Below are 14,967 nucleotides of genomic sequence, written 5' to 3' on the forward strand. Positions count from 1 at the left end.
CATGAAATTTTGTAATTTGAAAAGAAAAATGAAGGTCATGAAAAAGCAAATATCATTATCGTTCATATTTCTTTCCTTGATATTGGTTTCCTGTGGAAGCCAAAACAGAGGAATTGCAGATTCTCCAGAGTATCAGGAGATGGTAGAAATGGTGCGGGACCTGGAATTTGAAATTGAAAATGAATGGGCCAATCCCACACAGTACAGCAGGGTAAATTTGATTGGAAATCCTAACCGGATAAAATTTGAAAATGACAGTGTAGAAGTTTTTCTTCCTTTTTTTGGCGAGCGGTATGCGGGTGGTGCTTATGACAGTGATGGTGGCGCCATACAATTTAAAGGAGTACCAAAGAATCTACAAATAGAGGAAAATCTCAAAAAAGGAGCTGTAAATGTCATGTTTGAAGGAAGCAGGAAGACCGAAAATCTTAACTTCTTAATTACAATCTATCCAAATGGCGTGGCCCGAACTTCTGTGACCTCGACACAAAGGGAGAAGATCTCATACGATGGCAGAATAGTCAACCGGCCTTAATAAATTAAATATGGCAGATCTAAAAACCAAACAAAACGAAGCCAGCGTCACAGATTTCCTGGACCAGATAGAAAATGAACAACGGCAATCTGATTGCCGGGAAATCTTAAAGATGTTTCTTGAAGTAACTGGTGAACCCGCAAAAATGTGGGGAGAAAATATGGTGGGTTTTGGAAAGTATCATTATAAATATAAATCGGGTCACGAAGGAGATTGGTTTCTTACCGGATTTTCACCACGTAAGCAAAACCTTACAATTTATATAATGACTGGTTTTCAGGAATACAATGATATTCTGGAGAAACTGGGGAAATATAAAACATCGTCTTCCTGTTTATATGTGAAGAAATTAGAAGATATTAATAAAGAAATATTAAGCAAATTGATAAGGAGATCGGTTGAGGATATGAGGGAGAGGTATAAATAAAGATCTTTCACTTTTCAAACATTCTATTTTACATAATATAAATTATAGTGCAAATAAAAGTTTTGAAAAATTGGGTTTAAATTCCTATTTAAGGTTCTTTGGGATATTAATGCTATGCTGTAAATCGATTGTCACATTCCATTTTATAAAAGAAGATTCTATACTTCAATTTTAGTCCTGTGTTTTTGATTTTGAAATTAGGATCATTTCTTTTATTTAAACGTGTGTTACAACTGCTAAATTATTCCAAAGATCCTTCAGGGTATATTAAATGAGAATTTCAGAAAATTACCTAACTTATGCGACTTAACTGTTAAATTCTTAAATAATGAAAAACAAGTTTTTAAAGTTGTCCTCTATCCTGTTATTTTCTGTTTTCACAGGAATTAGTGGAATCCAGGCTCAGGAATTACAAGGTTCCTGGGAAGGGAAATTAAATGTGCAGGGTAATGAACTGCCCCTAAAATTTGATATCACAAAGGAGAATGATTCGCTTTCAGGAACTATGGATAGTCCGCTTCAGGGAGCCTTTGGAATGCCACTGGACAAGGTTGAACTGGAAAATAGTCAGGTTACCCTCGCCTACGCCAAAATTGGGGCAACTTATACAGGTACCCTTGAAGCGGAAACTATTACCGGTACTTTTAAACAGTCTGGGCAGGAATTCCCCCTGGTACTTCAGAAAGTTGAAAAAACAGTTCCGGGAGATCAATATCTTCCTTCTTCCGAAAAGGAATTGGAGCAACTGGCGGCATACGACCAGGGGAATTATAAATATGATGTAGAGGATTATTTTGCCAAACCAAAGGCCAGTTCTTTTCAGTTTTCTCCAGAAGGTAAATATATGTCTTACAGAGAAAAGGATGAAAATGCTAAAAACCATGTCTATGTAAAAAACCTTGAAACCGATGAAGTCACCCGGGCGATTGAAGAAAAGGAAGAATTGGTACGCGGCTATGGCTGGGCAAATGAGGGTAGATTACTCTATGTCATGGACAAAGGAGGAAACGAAAATTACCATTTATATGCAGCAGATGTTGATGGTTCAAATACAATGGACTTAACCCCGTTCGAAGGGGTAAAAACCCAGCTTTTGGACCTTTTAAAAGATGACAAAAACCATGTTATTGTTGCCCTGAACAAGGAGAACGCCCAGGTTTTTGAACCTTATAAGATAAACATCCAGACAGGAGATATGGAAAAATTATTCACCAATGATGATATAGCAAATCCTATTATGAATTACCTTTTTGACAAGGATGGTACTCTCAGAGGGTTTGTGCGCCTGCGTGAAGGTGTTAATATGGATCTTTACTACAATAAGGATACAGAAACGAAGGATTTTGATGTTGTAAAACAAATTAACTGGAAAGACACTTTTAACCCCACATTGAACTACGCCACAGATTATCCGCATGATGCATATGTAGTTTCAAATCTTGAAACAGACAAAAACACTGTTTACCTCTACGACCTTAAAGAAGACAAGGTGATCAAAAAATTGTTTTCAAATGACAATTATGATATTTCGGGAGTTTCTTTGTCACGACACCGGGATTATGAGTTGGATTATTATTCTTTTGAAGGAGAAAAACGGGAAATCGTACCGGTAAGTGACTACTATAAAAAGTTACATAAACGAATTACCGAAGAATTTCCAGATAAGCAATATTCTATAGCCGATAAGACCGATAACGAAAGTAAATATTTGATCTTTCTTCAGAGTGATAAACTATATGGCGAATACTGGTCTTATGATGTAGAAGCCGATAAATTCGAATTGTTGTACAATTTGATGCCCCAGCTAAAACCAGAAGATATGGCCGAAATGAGACCTATTAGCTTTAAAAGCCGTGATGGTAAAACCATTCATGGTTACATCACCCTCCCAAAAGCCGCTTTAGAAGGGCAAAAAGTTCCGGTGATAGTTAATCCTCATGGTGGACCGCAAGGTATTAGAGATTCCTGGGGTTTCAATCCCGAGGCGCAATTGTTTGCCAGCCGCGGTTATGCTACGCTACAGGTGAACTTCAGAATTTCCGGGGGTTATGGACGCGAATTTATGGAATCGGGCTTCAAGCAAATTGGAAGAAAAGCTATGGATGATGTTGAAGATGGTTTAAAATACGTGGTCGACCAGGGTTGGGTAGATCCCGATAAAGCCGCTATTTATGGAGGTAGCCATGGTGGATATGCCGTATTGAGAGGACTTACAAAAACTCCGGATCTTTATGCTGCGGGTGTGGATTATGTAGGGGTTTCCAATCTATTTACATTTATGGAAACCATTCCTCCATATTGGAAGCCTTATGAGCAAATCCTAAGGGAAATTTGGTATGACGAAAAAGTTCCTGAAGAAAAAGCCATTATGGAAGAAGTTTCACCGGTGTTCCATATTGACAAGATCAAAAAACCATTGTTCGTGGTTCAGGGAGCTAATGACCCGCGCGTAAATATTGATGAGTCCGATCAAATTGTAAGAGCATTACGTGCAAAAGGTGTTGATGTGCCTTATATGGTAAAATATGATGAGGGACATGGCTTTGGAAAGGAAGAAAACAGGATCGACCTTTATAAGGCAATGATGGGCTTTTATGCCAAACATTTAAAAGACGAGGAACTTCAACCGCAATTCCAGGACTAATTCCTGAAATATCTTTTTAGAAAAAAATCTCTCTGAAATAACATTTTTGGAGAGATTCTTTTTGTCTCCTATTTTTCAGCAAGAGCTAAAATTCCATTATTTCGTCCTGTCACCAAGTATGTCCCTAATTATCTTGAGGTGATGTTCTGTATGAATTACCAGGAATTTGGTAGTTTCATCTCTCTTGATATGACCAAAATAAGGATGCTCAAAAAAGGCATTTTTTGGAAGCTTTGAAATACCGGTAATTTTGCGGCTGGCTCTGGAAATTTGATCCTGCAGTTCTTCTGCGGAAACATTCTCCTCCGGAATAACCTTTTTTGGAGACCTGGCTTTTCCTCTTGGAATTTTCCCGGTAAGATAAACGAGTTCCTTTTTCCAGCTGAATTTCCATTGGTAGCGAGCTGGGTCTGATATGTCCAGCGAGCCAAGGATCGAATGGATGACCTTAAGATTATGTGCCAGATGCCAGCCAACGGGCGCCCCTGAAACTTCTGAATTTTGCTGAGTATTATATTTTATATAATCCTGCATTTCTTTTAATTGGGCCTGTAGAACTTCAGCTTTCATGAGGTCTATTCTTGATTTTCTTAAAAGTAAGTAAAAATAATAAACCCGTAACTTCCGAAAAATCACGGGTTTTAAAATTTTATTTTTTCAAATCACTGGTAATTAATTAAGTATGTTCTACCGGGGGTAAAAACCTTCATAATACCCGCCGCCAAATCTTCCATGAATTCTTCGATTTCCTCTAAGAAATCCTGTTCCTTCTGTTTTCTGTTTATTGTTAAATGGATAACAATGACTTCTGGTTCAGGAGGAAATCCGGTAGTAATCGTCCAGGTAAGGGCATTTGGACACTCCTGTAAGGCGAAACGCAAACCTCCGGCAACAGGATGGGAAGTAAGCGTAAATTCTCCCCACACCCCTCCTATTCTCACCCGGTCATCTTCTATTTTCTCTAAAGGAAAAAGCTCGCTACTGTAAATACTCAGATTTTCGAGAGTGAGTAGAGATCGAAGCTCAGCCTCTGAAGTGTTGACGGTAACATATTTAAAAAACTCCATTCAATTTACTTTAAAAAATCATTAAGCTAATTCTTTACTTTTCGTCAAATTCTCCTGGATATTAGCAGGAACAGGTTGATACCCGTTGAAATCGCTACTAAAGGTAGCCCGTCCCTTTGTAAGGGAGCGAAGTTCGGTTGAAAATCCAAATAATTCAGATTCAGGTGCAATACATTTTAAAACCTGGTAATTATCTGCACTTTCAATTCCCTGAATAATTGAGCGACGGCTTTGCAGTTCGGTCATGACATTTCCCACCATTTCTTCGGGTACTTTTACAGTAAGATCAAGAGCCGGTTCCAGGAGTCTAGGAGATGCATTTAAAAACGCTTCCTTAAAAGCATGTGCACCTGCAATTTTAAAAGAAATATCATTAGAATCTACAGAGTGCATTTTTCCATCGTAGATCATGGTTCTCACATCACGAATATATGAACCGGTCAAAGGACCTTTTTCCATCACTTCAATGATCCCTTTCATAATAGATGGTAGATAACGTTGATCAATGACCCCACCTACAATGCAGTTATAAAATACCAGTTTCCCGCCCCATGGAAGATCGAGCTCTTCTTTCCCCCTAATATTGAAACCTTCGGGTTCTGCCATATTTTCCTCCCAGGGTTCAATTTTCATATGCACTTCTGCAAACTGCCCGGAACCACCCGACTGTTTTTTATGTCTGTAATTTGATGCTGATGGTCGTTGGATGGTTTCCCTGAAAGAGATTCTTGGTTTTTCAAAGCTTGCCTCTACACCATAAACGTTCCTGAGGAGCCAATCTATTGTTGCAAGGTGAAGCTCGCCTTGGCAGGCCAGGATCAACTGCCTGGTTTCGTTTGAAAAAGAGATCTCCACAGTAGGATCCTGGCTGTGAATTTTTTTCAATGCATCATTAAGTTTTTCTTCGTCCTTGGTATTCATAGCAGAAACCGCTCTCCTTATCCTAGGCTGCGGATATTCTATTGGTTTGATAGAAACTTCTTCTCCGGAAGCGGCCAGGGTGTCATTGGTTTCGGTATGTTTTAACTTAAGGGTGGCTCCAATATCCCCCACTACCAGTTTGGAAATAGGATTTCTTTCTTTGCCATCCATGATAAAGAGCTGATTAAAAACCTCTGTTTCGCCATTTCTGGTATTCACCAGCTTATCATTTATTCTTACCTCTCCCCTTTTTACCTTAAAAAAAGTCACTTGTCCTAAATTAGGTTGATGAACAGTTTTAAAGACGAACAGAACAGGTGGTGCTTCAGTTTTTGGTAAGATGTTTTTTCCTTCTGCACTAACTTCAGGTTTTAAGTCAATTGCTGCGGGAGCGACATTGTCTATAAAGCCCATGAGCCTTCCGCTTCCCATATCATTAAGAGCAGACATACAGAACACCGGAAACAGGTCGTAGTTGAGCATACCTGCCTTTATTCCTTTGCGCATTTCATCCTCGTTAAGAGATCCCTTTTCAAAGAATAATTCCATCAACTCTTCGTCATTTTCGGCAGCCTTTTCCACCAGTTCGTTGTGTAAAGCAACGGCTATAACCTTTTGGTCGTCAGGAATAGGGAATTTTTCGGGTTTTCCTCCTTCAGCAGAAAATCGATACATTTTCATTTTAAGAACGTCAATGATACATTGTGCACCATCAATTACAACCGGATATTGAATTTTAACAGCCTTATTCCCTACAAGGGTTTTAATACTATTAAAACTTTTTTCGAAATTGAGTCCCGGGTGATCAATTTGATTAATGACAAACACTGTAGGTTTATGGAATTCTTTAATGTAATTCCAAATGATCTCTGTACCTACTTCTACGCCGTACTGGCCATTGAGAACAGTAACTATGGTATCGGCCACTCTAATGGAGGAAATGATCTCTCCAATATAGTCGTCCAAACCGGGGGTGTCGATAATGTTGATCTTATAATTCCGCCATTCTGTGTGCAGAGGAGTTGCAAAGATTGAATTTCCTTTTTCGTGCTCAATATCATGATAATCTGAGACTGTATTTTTTGCTTCTACAGTACCACGCCTGTTGATTAGACCGGCTTCGAACAACATGGTTTCTGCCAAAGTGGTTTTACCGCTATTATGAGCGCCTACAAAGACCACATTTTTGATGTGTTTATCATCGTAAATCTTCATCTTTTGAAAGTTTTAATGGAACAAGAAGGAAAGAAATTGAGAAAAACCCGGAAATAAATGCTGAGAAGTAAGTAAAGATATCCATTAATTCCCGGGATTATATTAAAATCTGCCCTATAAATTTATTCTTTTTTAATCAAAAAAATTAGAGATTGAAGCTCTTTTTTAAGCTTTTCCTGATCAATATCATAAACCGGTTACGAATCCAGCTGCCAAGGTTGAATAAGTTTACCACGCAAAAATTAACCCGGTATTTCCGAATAATTTACTTCAACATCGACCATAATATTCTTTCCCTGAAAAATTTCCGGTTTTATATCCACAGAATTTTTGATGAATCAATTACAAGTGTCTATTAAATATTTCAGCAGTACCGGCAACAATATTTTCAATGTCAATTGGTCAATGCCTCTATAGTAATGATGTTATGTAATATGAAGTAATTATTTCAAGAGAATTGATTAAATGAGGCGGCGCCTTGAAGTATTTCTTTTTTCATTCAATAATTTTAAGAAATTCTTCTGTAACGATAGTTAACTTTTAGGGTCTTATGATTATCAAACACATCTTATGAAAAAAATACTTTATTTATTTGCCCTTACGCTTTTAGCAAATTCATGTAAAATCTCTCAGCAGCCAGGTTCTACTCAAGAACCTACCATCGCAACCCTCGATTTGGTAAATGTCAAGGATGATAAGGTCATGGTTACTGTGTATCCCGGCGAGATAAAAACTGAAACTATTGTCTTTTTTATTCCCAAGACTGTTCCCGGCACCTACTCTACTTCCAATTTCGGAGCTTATGCAGAGAATCTTAAAGCTTATGATTACAAAGGAAATGAGCTCCCGGTAACCGCCTACGATGAGAACAGCTGGAGCATTGCAAATGCCACCCGCCTTGATAAAGTGACTTACTGGATGAATGATACATTTGATGTTCCGGGAGAAGGAGGAATTTATTCCATGGCGGGAACTAATATCAATAAGGATAAAAATTTCCTTCTGAATCTTCACGGGTTCGTGGGATATTTTAACGATCTCACTGAAGAGCCTTACCAACTGGAAATTATTCGTTCCAATGATCTGTATGCCGGAAGCGCCCTTAATATCACTAAATCTTCAGAGTTTAGTGCAGGAACAACCAAGGATATCTTTCGTGTCAACAGGTATTTCGAGGTGACCGATAATCCTATCATGTATGCGGCGCCCGATACGGTGAGTTTTAAAGTTGATAAAATGGATGTGCTCCTGCACGTTTATTCGCCTTCCCAAAAATTCAGTGCGCAGGATTTCAAACCTGCTATGGAGAAAATGATCACTGCCCAAAAGGACTTTTTAGGTGACATTGATAATACCAATAAATATGCGATTCTTCTATATTTATCTGCTACCCCGGGAGAAGGCGACGCTGCTAATTTTGGGGCTCTTGAACATCATACCTCTACGGTTGTAGTCATGCCGGAACAAATGGGGCAAGAGGCTCTTAATAAGTCTCTAACCGATATAGTTTCTCATGAATTTTTTCACATTTTGACTCCCCTGGGAGTACACTCAAAAGAGGTGCATTACTTTGACTACAATGATCCCCAAATGTCACGACACCTTTGGCTTTACGAAGGAGTTACAGAATACTTTGCCAATCTCTTTCAGGTGAACCAGGGGCTTATTACCAATCAAGATTTCTATGACAGGATGCAGGAAAAGATAATGGTATCAAAGAATTTTGATGATACCATGTCCTTTACAGAAATGAGCCAGAACATACTTGAAGATGAATATAAAAACAGCTATTACAATGTGTACCAAAAAGGAGCATTGATTGGAATGGCCCTGGATATTAGATTAAAGGAATTGAGCAATGGAGAAATGGGCTTGCTTGATCTTATGAAGCAGCTAACACAAATGTACGGCAAAAACAAACCGTTTGAAGACGAAGATCTTTTCCCGGTAATTACAGAATTAACTTATCCCGAAATTGGTGAATTCTTTAATACGTATGTGAGCGGGAATACTCCTATCCCTTATGATGAGTTTTTTGAAAAAGTAGGTCTGGAAATGCGGGAAGGAGAACTACCTGTTGATTATTTCCTTCAGGATCCTTCTACTCCTTACATCACGGTAAATGAGGCCGGCGAAATTATCTTGAGGGATGATTTGTCATTGAGCACATTCTTCGAAGAACTTGGATTAATGGCGGGAGATAGGATCAAAGCCATAAATGGAAAATCGTATAATGTTCAGAATATTTATGATCTCATTGGTGATTCTGCGAACTGGTCAGTGGGAGACCCTATAAGTCTCACGATTGAAAGAAATGGGGAGGAATTAAAAATAAAAGGAAATGTAGTTGAACCAATGTCTACGGGAAAGCGGCTCGTGGAGATCATGAACCCAACAGATGAACAAATGGAATTGCGACATAGCTGGTTAAAATCTTAAAACATAAAAAGAGCGGCAGTAAATACTGCCGCTCTTTTTATATATCTTCCAAAAAAGGAAATATTTATATCTTCTTTACTCTTACTGCATTCATACCCCTCGGGCCTTTCTCCAGTTCAAAAGTAACTTTGTCGTTCTCTTCTATTTCATCAATAAGACCGGTAACATGTACAAAATACTTTTCCTGGCTGTTGCTGTCAAGAATAAAACCAAAACCTTTAGAATGATCAAAAAAGGAAACTTTCCCCTCCTTACTAAAATCATTTTCCTCGTCTGACTCCTCTTTCTTAGGAATTCCAATTTCAATACTTTCAGCGTCAACTTCCACTTTCTGAGAAGGATCTGGCGGAGTATCTGTAAGATTGCCAAATTCATCTACATAAGCAAATTCAGAGACAGAATCTCCACTTGCCTTTCTTTCTTCCTTCTTTTTCTTTTTTTCTTCACGCTTTTTTAAGCGCTTCTTTTCTTTTTCAATTTTGTTGTACGTCTGTTGTGATTTTGCCATTAGCGATTTAATTGGATTTCAAATGAATATAAAGTTTTTAATTGAAGTTCAAAAAAAATTCAGGGAAAAAAAATCAGGAGAAGAAGATTTACCTTAAAATAATTGAGACTTGAACTAAAATGCAAAGTTATAATTTCTTTTTATTTATTACTGAAATAATTTATCCCTGAGATCCAGTTTTTTACCTTCCTGAAGAAATTCTTTGTTAAAATGTCATTTTTGAACAGCATAGGCATCCAGAGGCTCTTCAAAGGCAATAAAGAGCACACAGGGACCTGATCCTCCACACCTTGCCGAATGTGGTTTCTGTGCAGGTCCATAGGCATAGGAGCCTTCTTTTAGTTTCCGGGTTTGTTCTCCCTCATAGGTGACTTCCATTTCTCCCGAAAGCAACACCATACGTTCAGCAGAAGTATGGGCATGATTGGGAATATCTGAACCTGCAGCTACTTTAAACAAAATATCTACATTTCTTTTAGCAGGATCTCCATGAAGAACAGCGATCTCACATCCATTAGGCATAAAATCGGGACAGGGTCCCCACTGCAAATCTTTATCATTCATGGTACGAACAACAGAATTGGTAGAATCAACTGCCCTTTCCTGAGCCATAATTCCTGCTGTAGAGAATATTAAAGCAAAGAGTATTAATATTCCTGATAATTTTTCATTTTTCATAACCTAAGGTTTTACTAGTTAATGACTAAAAACCGGGGAACAATAAAAATTGAAGTTTCAGGTGAAACAATGTAATAAAACCTGATTATCAATATATTATACTCTAATATACGTAAAAACTAAACTAGATCGGAAATTTATTTCTCCTTTACAGGAACAAGATACACGGGGATCTTTGTTTTTTCCAGGACCTTTTCGGCTACCGTGCCAAGAAAAAGCTTTTCCAGGACAGAATGGCTGTGGGTACCCATTACCAGCATACTTGCCCCCCATTCTTCCCCATAAGCCAATATAGATTTAGCTGTATCCCCTTCGGCCAAGTGCGTCTTTACCTGAGGGTCATTAAGATGTTTTTGTGCCTTTTCCAGGAATTCTTCAGCAATATTCCTCATTTCCATGGCCACATCAAGGTCCGGTCCCATTCCCGAATAACCATCATATCCCATAAATGTTGGATAATGAACCCCATAAAATCCTACATCATCTAATACATGAATGAGACAAACTTCAGCATTCAAATTTTTTGCAAGTTCATATCCCTGTTGGGCAACTTTTTCAGAGACAGGATTGTAATCTACAGCAATAAGTACTTTCTTCATGTTGAGGTTTTATTTAAAAATACAAAAATTAAGCAGATCTTGCAGGTTAGATGAAATACTGCTTTTAACTCTCTGTTTATAAGATGATTAAATTAATTTTTTGTGACCATTGTCTTTTAGTAAATCTTGAATATTCGTATCTTTATGTGTTACTAAAAACTGGATCTCATGAAAACTACAAGAGAATCTGCCCGGGAAGAAAGTCATAAAAAAGTTACACACGATCTGCAGGAACTACTGGAAAAAAATTATGACGCAGAAAAAGATTACAGAACTGCCCGGGAACGTGCAGAAAGTAAATCTTTAAAAGAATTTTTTAAGAAACAGGCGGTGAGAAGAAATCATTTCGCTACAGAAATTGACAAAGAACTGCATTCCCTGAATGAACATCCAAAAGATTCGGGTTCCACAGTAGGTAAACTTAAAAGGACCTGGATTAATCTAAAAACTTCTTTGGGAAAGGACGCAGATAAAGTCCTTTTGGAGGAATGTCTCCGTGGTGAAAAAAACAGTCTGGAAGAGTATGAGAAGAAATTAAAAATGGAAAAATACCCTGCTAAAATTGAAGAATTACTACGCAGGCATATTTTAGAAATAGAGGAAACTATTTCAGAAATAAAGTCTTTAGAAGATTTTCATTAATCCAATTATAAAACATCCTAAAAGACTCCATAAACCATGGAGTCTTTTTTGTTTGCTTCTTAAGTAGTGTTATGTTTTTCTTTAGGTCCTGTTAAACCTCTGTTTTTCCTCCTCTTGAAAATTTATATTGAGTGGAGACCTAAATTTATTTATTGTTAATCATTAATTTTTGGAATGGGAAAAAACGAGCTCAAGCGAACTTTAGGATTTTGGGATGTATTAATGTTTGGTGTAGGCGGGATAGTTGGTGCCGGTATTTACGCAATAATTGGAAAGGCCGCCGGTCTGAGCGGAAATATGCTGTGGCTTAGTTTTGTGATAGCCGCAACTGTTGCTTTGCTTACAGGGCTCTCCTACGCAGAGTTTGTAAGCCGTTACCCGGATTCTGGGGGAAGTTTTGAATATATGAAACAGGGCCTTGGGAAGAAAACTGCTTTTTCAATGTCAATTTTTATTGTTTTTACGGGAATTGTGGCTGCTGCTGCAATTGCCATAAGTTTTGCAGATTACTTAAGCAGACTTATTAATGTCCCAAACTGGATCCTTGTGATAGGAATTATCCTCCTTATGGGGGCTTTCAATATCATTGGTGCGAAATACAGTTCATATTTTAATGCCTTTGCCACAATAGTCACTTTAATTGGCCTGGCAGCAGTTGTAGTGGTTAGTATTCCTGAATTTGGAACTACTCCCCTTCTTGAAACCAATGATGGCGGATGGACCAGTCTTTTCGCTGGAGGTGCTTTGATCTTTTTTAGTTATATAGGTTTTGAGGACCTTGTAAAAATGGCTGAGGAGACCAAAAACCCAAAGGTCAATATGCCTAAAGCTGTGATCATGAGTGGTCTTATTGTACTCCTTGTTTACGTATTGATCGCAATTAGCTCGGTGAGCGTATTAAATTGGAAACAACTATCAAATTCTAATGGACCTCTTGCAGCAGTTATTGAAGCAAAACTTGGTGCTTGGGCCGCAACTTCCCTGGTGATCATAGCGTTGTTTGCTACCAGCAAGACTATCCTGAGTAATATATTGGGAACTTCGAGGCTGCTTTACGATGTGGCCAGGGACAGTGATAAATCTTGGCTTAAAAAATTTACGACGATATCTGGGGTTGGAAATGCGCCAAATTACGCGATCATCGCCATTTCTCTTGTGGCTATAGGATTTGGATTAATAGGAAATCTTAAGATCGTTGCCAGCCTTAGTAATATTTTTATATTCATTGTATTTGCAATGGTAAATATTGCACTGCTTAATTTGCGACACAAGAAGAGAAACGAGAAAAATAAAAAACCTCCTTTTTATATTCGGTTCAATGTAAATAATATTCCTTTGCCCACAGTTCTTGCATTAATCACCATCCTAATCTTATTTGGATTTAACATCTACAACCTGTTCCAGGGGAATCTCTAATAAATCATTGTTTTACCACAACAAGGCTGGCGCGGGAACCGGTGAGTAGGTTCCATTCCTTTCTAACTACTTCCCTGCCTTGGTCATCATAAACCCTAAGCTCGGCAGTATTTGGTCCGGATGTTCCCTGGTTAAGAGCTTCGAATTCAATGTTATTGAGTCCGCTGTCAAGATTAACCATAATGGGCGTAAAAGTAGCACCTAAAGACATATTCCTGTTGATCACAACACCGTTCACGATGATCTTTACTTTGTCGCCATCAATATATTCATGATCGCGACAATATAGTTCTACATAAACTCCGGTGGTTATAAAATCTCCTAAATACTGGTCCTTGCGGAATTCTTCCCGAACCTCTTTGTCTTTAGTAAATGCTTTGGGAGTAAAATCCTTTCCTTTAAAAGTCATGAGTCCGTTTTGATCTGTTCTCATGCTGAAGGATTTTTCTTCTTTCTCACCCAGTTTCATGGATTCACTTTCTGCACTAAAAATGCCTTTTTTGGAACTCAAGCTATGATTGCCCGAAGATTTTTTAAAAGATGAAGATTCACTACCTGTTTTTGGTGCCATAAGTTCACCCGGAGCTCTAACAGGAGCTGTGGGATTATCAATCTGAGCCTGTGCAACATAAGACGCAAAGCAGAAAATAAGTAAAAATATATTTTTCATTACCAGAATATTCTTCAGCATTTAAGATATCAAAAATTCAACCACTTTTTTTATGAAGAAAAATTTCTCCGGAAACCAATTAAAAATTTAACTGCATTTTAACCGCTAAAGCTCGGGTAAATATAAGATTATCTGTAATTTAATTAAAAACAAAACCATGACAAAGAAAGAAGAACAACCAAAAAATAAAAGAGAAGATATGAACCGGGACAAGGAGGGGAAATACAATCCAGATATTACTCCTGAGGATAAGGAAGTCTTGAATAACCAAAGTCAGGATCAAAAGAAGGGGGACTATTTTAAGGATAGGGATGAACCTATTGATTACGCTGGTGCCGATCTTGATATCCCGGGAGAGGTAGATCGAAAGTTTAATCCTACTACCAATAAACCCCAGGACGTGGAGAAGGAAAGGCGGCCTAAAGAATCTGCTAATTCCAATGATAATATAGAATCACAAACAGATACTGTTTATAAAGGCGACAAAGCCGAAAAGTATAAAGATCCTTCAGAAAAGACGAGAGATGAGAAGTCTAAAAATTAATAGAAAAGCCACCTAAGAAGGTGGCTTTTTTTATCGTTTTTCTCTGTACTGAAGGTACCGGCTAATGTCAATTACATATGAAGTGATTCCCGAAATTTTTAACCCGGGACCGTTCGCAAATTTATAGATATCACAAAAGCCGAATTGTTTTTTTTGGCCAAGACGGTTTCTACTCACTACCACACCTTCCACAATCCCATGGGTGGCATTAAAAAAGATATTTTCCACCTCAATATCAACAGATGGCATTTCCTTCATTTGGTCTAAGACCTCTTTGAACTCAGCTTTGCCCGAAATATCCTTCTCCCCCACAATTACCCAGCATATGTCATCTGTAATATGTTCCATGAAGAATTTCTCGTCCCCTTCCATGTAAGCATTATTTACATCTCTCAAAAATTTCTCTTTCTCGCTCATTATTAAATATTTTTAAAGCGCAACTAATTGTGAAGCAATATTTTAAACTACTAAATATACAAAATTTCTTTTTCACTCATGCTGAAGGAAAGCATCGGTTAATTTCTATTGTTTTTAAAGAAGAGGCAGATGTTTCAAAAAGAATAAATCTTTCTTCGCAATCCTGGATGTTTTGATCAAATAAACCTCTTCTAAAAATGCCATTTTTGAAACCTTAGAAAGTAGGGGTTTTGGATTAAAAATTT

The 14,967-nt window shown here is 37.8% G+C and carries 15 protein-coding genes; 7 read left to right on the forward strand and 8 right to left on the reverse strand.

The annotated features are described in order from the left end of the window. The first annotated feature begins 37 nt into the window (after window positions 1-37). From OU683_RS07790 to OU683_RS07800, 3 genes are all read left to right on the forward strand, one after another. Window positions 38-535: a DUF4251 domain-containing protein gene (locus OU683_RS07790; protein ID WP_268136943.1), complete on the forward strand. Its 498-nt coding sequence runs from the start codon at window positions 38-40 to the stop codon at window positions 533-535. 10 nt (window positions 536-545) lie between these two features. Then, entirely contained in the window at window positions 546-962 is a 417-nt protein-coding gene (locus OU683_RS07795) for a DUF1801 domain-containing protein (RefSeq protein ID WP_268136945.1), read from the forward strand. A gap of 328 nt (window positions 963-1,290) precedes the next feature. After that, window positions 1,291-3,606: a S9 family peptidase gene (locus OU683_RS07800; protein WP_268136947.1), complete on the forward strand. Its 2,316-nt coding sequence runs from the start codon at window positions 1,291-1,293 to the stop codon at window positions 3,604-3,606. A gap of 96 nt (window positions 3,607-3,702) precedes the next feature. Here the strand turns inward: OU683_RS07800 and OU683_RS07805 are convergent, their stop codons facing one another. The 3 genes from OU683_RS07805 to OU683_RS07815 form a co-directional block, all read right to left on the reverse strand. Continuing rightward, entirely contained in the window at window positions 3,703-4,176 is a 474-nt protein-coding gene (locus tag OU683_RS07805; protein ID WP_268136948.1) for a DUF1569 domain-containing protein, read from the reverse strand. Window positions 4,177-4,268: 92 nt separating this feature from the next. Then, window positions 4,269-4,673 (reverse strand): hypothetical protein, encoded by a 405-nt coding sequence (locus OU683_RS07810; protein WP_268136949.1) that lies wholly within the window; start codon window positions 4,671-4,673, stop codon window positions 4,269-4,271. Window positions 4,674-4,694: 21 nt separating this feature from the next. Continuing rightward, window positions 4,695-6,809 carry an elongation factor G gene (locus OU683_RS07815; protein WP_268136951.1) on the reverse strand — a complete coding sequence of 705 codons (2,115 nt, stop codon included), beginning with the start codon at window positions 6,807-6,809 and terminating at the stop codon, window positions 4,695-4,697. A gap of 570 nt (window positions 6,810-7,379) precedes the next feature. Here OU683_RS07815 and OU683_RS07820 point away from each other — a divergent pair. Continuing rightward, complete coding sequence (locus tag OU683_RS07820; RefSeq protein WP_268136953.1) at window positions 7,380-9,248, forward strand: M61 family metallopeptidase; 1,869 nt, start codon at window positions 7,380-7,382, stop codon at window positions 9,246-9,248. Between the two features lie 64 nt (window positions 9,249-9,312). Here OU683_RS07820 and OU683_RS07825 read toward each other — a convergent pair whose 3' ends face one another. The 3 genes from OU683_RS07825 to OU683_RS07835 form a co-directional block, all read right to left on the reverse strand. Beyond that, window positions 9,313-9,756, reverse strand: a complete 444-nt coding sequence (locus tag OU683_RS07825; RefSeq protein WP_228912942.1) for a cold-shock protein — start codon at window positions 9,754-9,756, stop codon at window positions 9,313-9,315. 213 nt (window positions 9,757-9,969) lie between these two features. Next, complete coding sequence (locus tag OU683_RS07830; RefSeq protein WP_268136955.1) at window positions 9,970-10,434, reverse strand: cupin domain-containing protein; 465 nt, start codon at window positions 10,432-10,434, stop codon at window positions 9,970-9,972. Between the two features lie 137 nt (window positions 10,435-10,571). Continuing rightward, window positions 10,572-11,033 (reverse strand): universal stress protein, encoded by a 462-nt coding sequence (locus OU683_RS07835; protein WP_268136957.1) that lies wholly within the window; start codon window positions 11,031-11,033, stop codon window positions 10,572-10,574. A 168-nt stretch (window positions 11,034-11,201) separates the two neighbouring features. Here OU683_RS07835 and OU683_RS07840 point away from each other — a divergent pair, with 168 nt between their 5' ends. Beyond that, entirely contained in the window at window positions 11,202-11,675 is a 474-nt protein-coding gene (locus OU683_RS07840) for a ferritin-like domain-containing protein (protein ID WP_268136959.1), read from the forward strand. Window positions 11,676-11,849: 174 nt separating this feature from the next. Continuing rightward, window positions 11,850-13,091: an APC family permease gene (locus OU683_RS07845; RefSeq protein WP_268136961.1), complete on the forward strand. Its 1,242-nt coding sequence runs from the start codon at window positions 11,850-11,852 to the stop codon at window positions 13,089-13,091. A gap of 4 nt (window positions 13,092-13,095) precedes the next feature. Here the strand turns inward: OU683_RS07845 and OU683_RS07850 are convergent, their stop codons facing one another. Then, window positions 13,096-13,761, reverse strand: coding sequence for a hypothetical protein (locus OU683_RS07850; RefSeq protein ID WP_268136963.1), 666 nt, complete (start codon window positions 13,759-13,761; stop codon window positions 13,096-13,098). Between the two features lie 157 nt (window positions 13,762-13,918). Between OU683_RS07850 and OU683_RS07855 the strand changes: the two genes are divergently transcribed. Then, window positions 13,919-14,305 (forward strand): hypothetical protein, encoded by a 387-nt coding sequence (locus OU683_RS07855; RefSeq protein ID WP_268136965.1) that lies wholly within the window; start codon window positions 13,919-13,921, stop codon window positions 14,303-14,305. Between the two features lie 30 nt (window positions 14,306-14,335). Here OU683_RS07855 and OU683_RS07860 read toward each other — a convergent pair whose 3' ends face one another. Beyond that, window positions 14,336-14,722: a nuclear transport factor 2 family protein gene (locus OU683_RS07860; protein WP_268136967.1), complete on the reverse strand. Its 387-nt coding sequence runs from the start codon at window positions 14,720-14,722 to the stop codon at window positions 14,336-14,338. Window positions 14,723-14,967: the final 245 nt, after the last annotated feature.

The sequence above is a fragment of the Salinimicrobium sp. TH3 genome, assembly GCF_026676115.1.
Taxonomy (GTDB): domain Bacteria; phylum Bacteroidota; class Bacteroidia; order Flavobacteriales; family Flavobacteriaceae; genus Salinimicrobium.

Coding starts and splice junctions, on each gene's coding strand:
- OU683_RS07855 (WP_268136965.1), top strand. CDS start 13,919: ATGACAAAGAAAGAAGAACAACCAAAAAATAAAAGAGAAGATATGAAC.
- OU683_RS07850 (WP_268136963.1), bottom strand. CDS start 13,761: ATGAAAAATATATTTTTACTTATTTTCTGCTTTGCGTCTTATGTTGCA.
- OU683_RS07845 (WP_268136961.1), top strand. CDS start 11,850: ATGGGAAAAAACGAGCTCAAGCGAACTTTAGGATTTTGGGATGTATTA.
- OU683_RS07825 (WP_228912942.1), bottom strand. CDS start 9,756: ATGGCAAAATCACAACAGACGTACAACAAAATTGAAAAAGAAAAGAAG.
- OU683_RS07795 (WP_268136945.1), top strand. CDS start 546: ATGGCAGATCTAAAAACCAAACAAAACGAAGCCAGCGTCACAGATTTC.
- OU683_RS07820 (WP_268136953.1), top strand. CDS start 7,380: ATGAAAAAAATACTTTATTTATTTGCCCTTACGCTTTTAGCAAATTCA.
- OU683_RS07835 (WP_268136957.1), bottom strand. CDS start 11,033: ATGAAGAAAGTACTTATTGCTGTAGATTACAATCCTGTCTCTGAAAAA.
- OU683_RS07830 (WP_268136955.1), bottom strand. CDS start 10,434: ATGAAAAATGAAAAATTATCAGGAATATTAATACTCTTTGCTTTAATA.
- OU683_RS07815 (WP_268136951.1), bottom strand. CDS start 6,809: ATGAAGATTTACGATGATAAACACATCAAAAATGTGGTCTTTGTAGGC.
- OU683_RS07805 (WP_268136948.1), bottom strand. CDS start 4,176: ATGAAAGCTGAAGTTCTACAGGCCCAATTAAAAGAAATGCAGGATTAT.
- OU683_RS07810 (WP_268136949.1), bottom strand. CDS start 4,673: ATGGAGTTTTTTAAATATGTTACCGTCAACACTTCAGAGGCTGAGCTT.
- OU683_RS07840 (WP_268136959.1), top strand. CDS start 11,202: ATGAAAACTACAAGAGAATCTGCCCGGGAAGAAAGTCATAAAAAAGTT.
- OU683_RS07800 (WP_268136947.1), top strand. CDS start 1,291: ATGAAAAACAAGTTTTTAAAGTTGTCCTCTATCCTGTTATTTTCTGTT.
- OU683_RS07790 (WP_268136943.1), top strand. CDS start 38: ATGAAAAAGCAAATATCATTATCGTTCATATTTCTTTCCTTGATATTG.
- OU683_RS07860 (WP_268136967.1), bottom strand. CDS start 14,722: ATGAGCGAGAAAGAGAAATTTTTGAGAGATGTAAATAATGCTTACATG.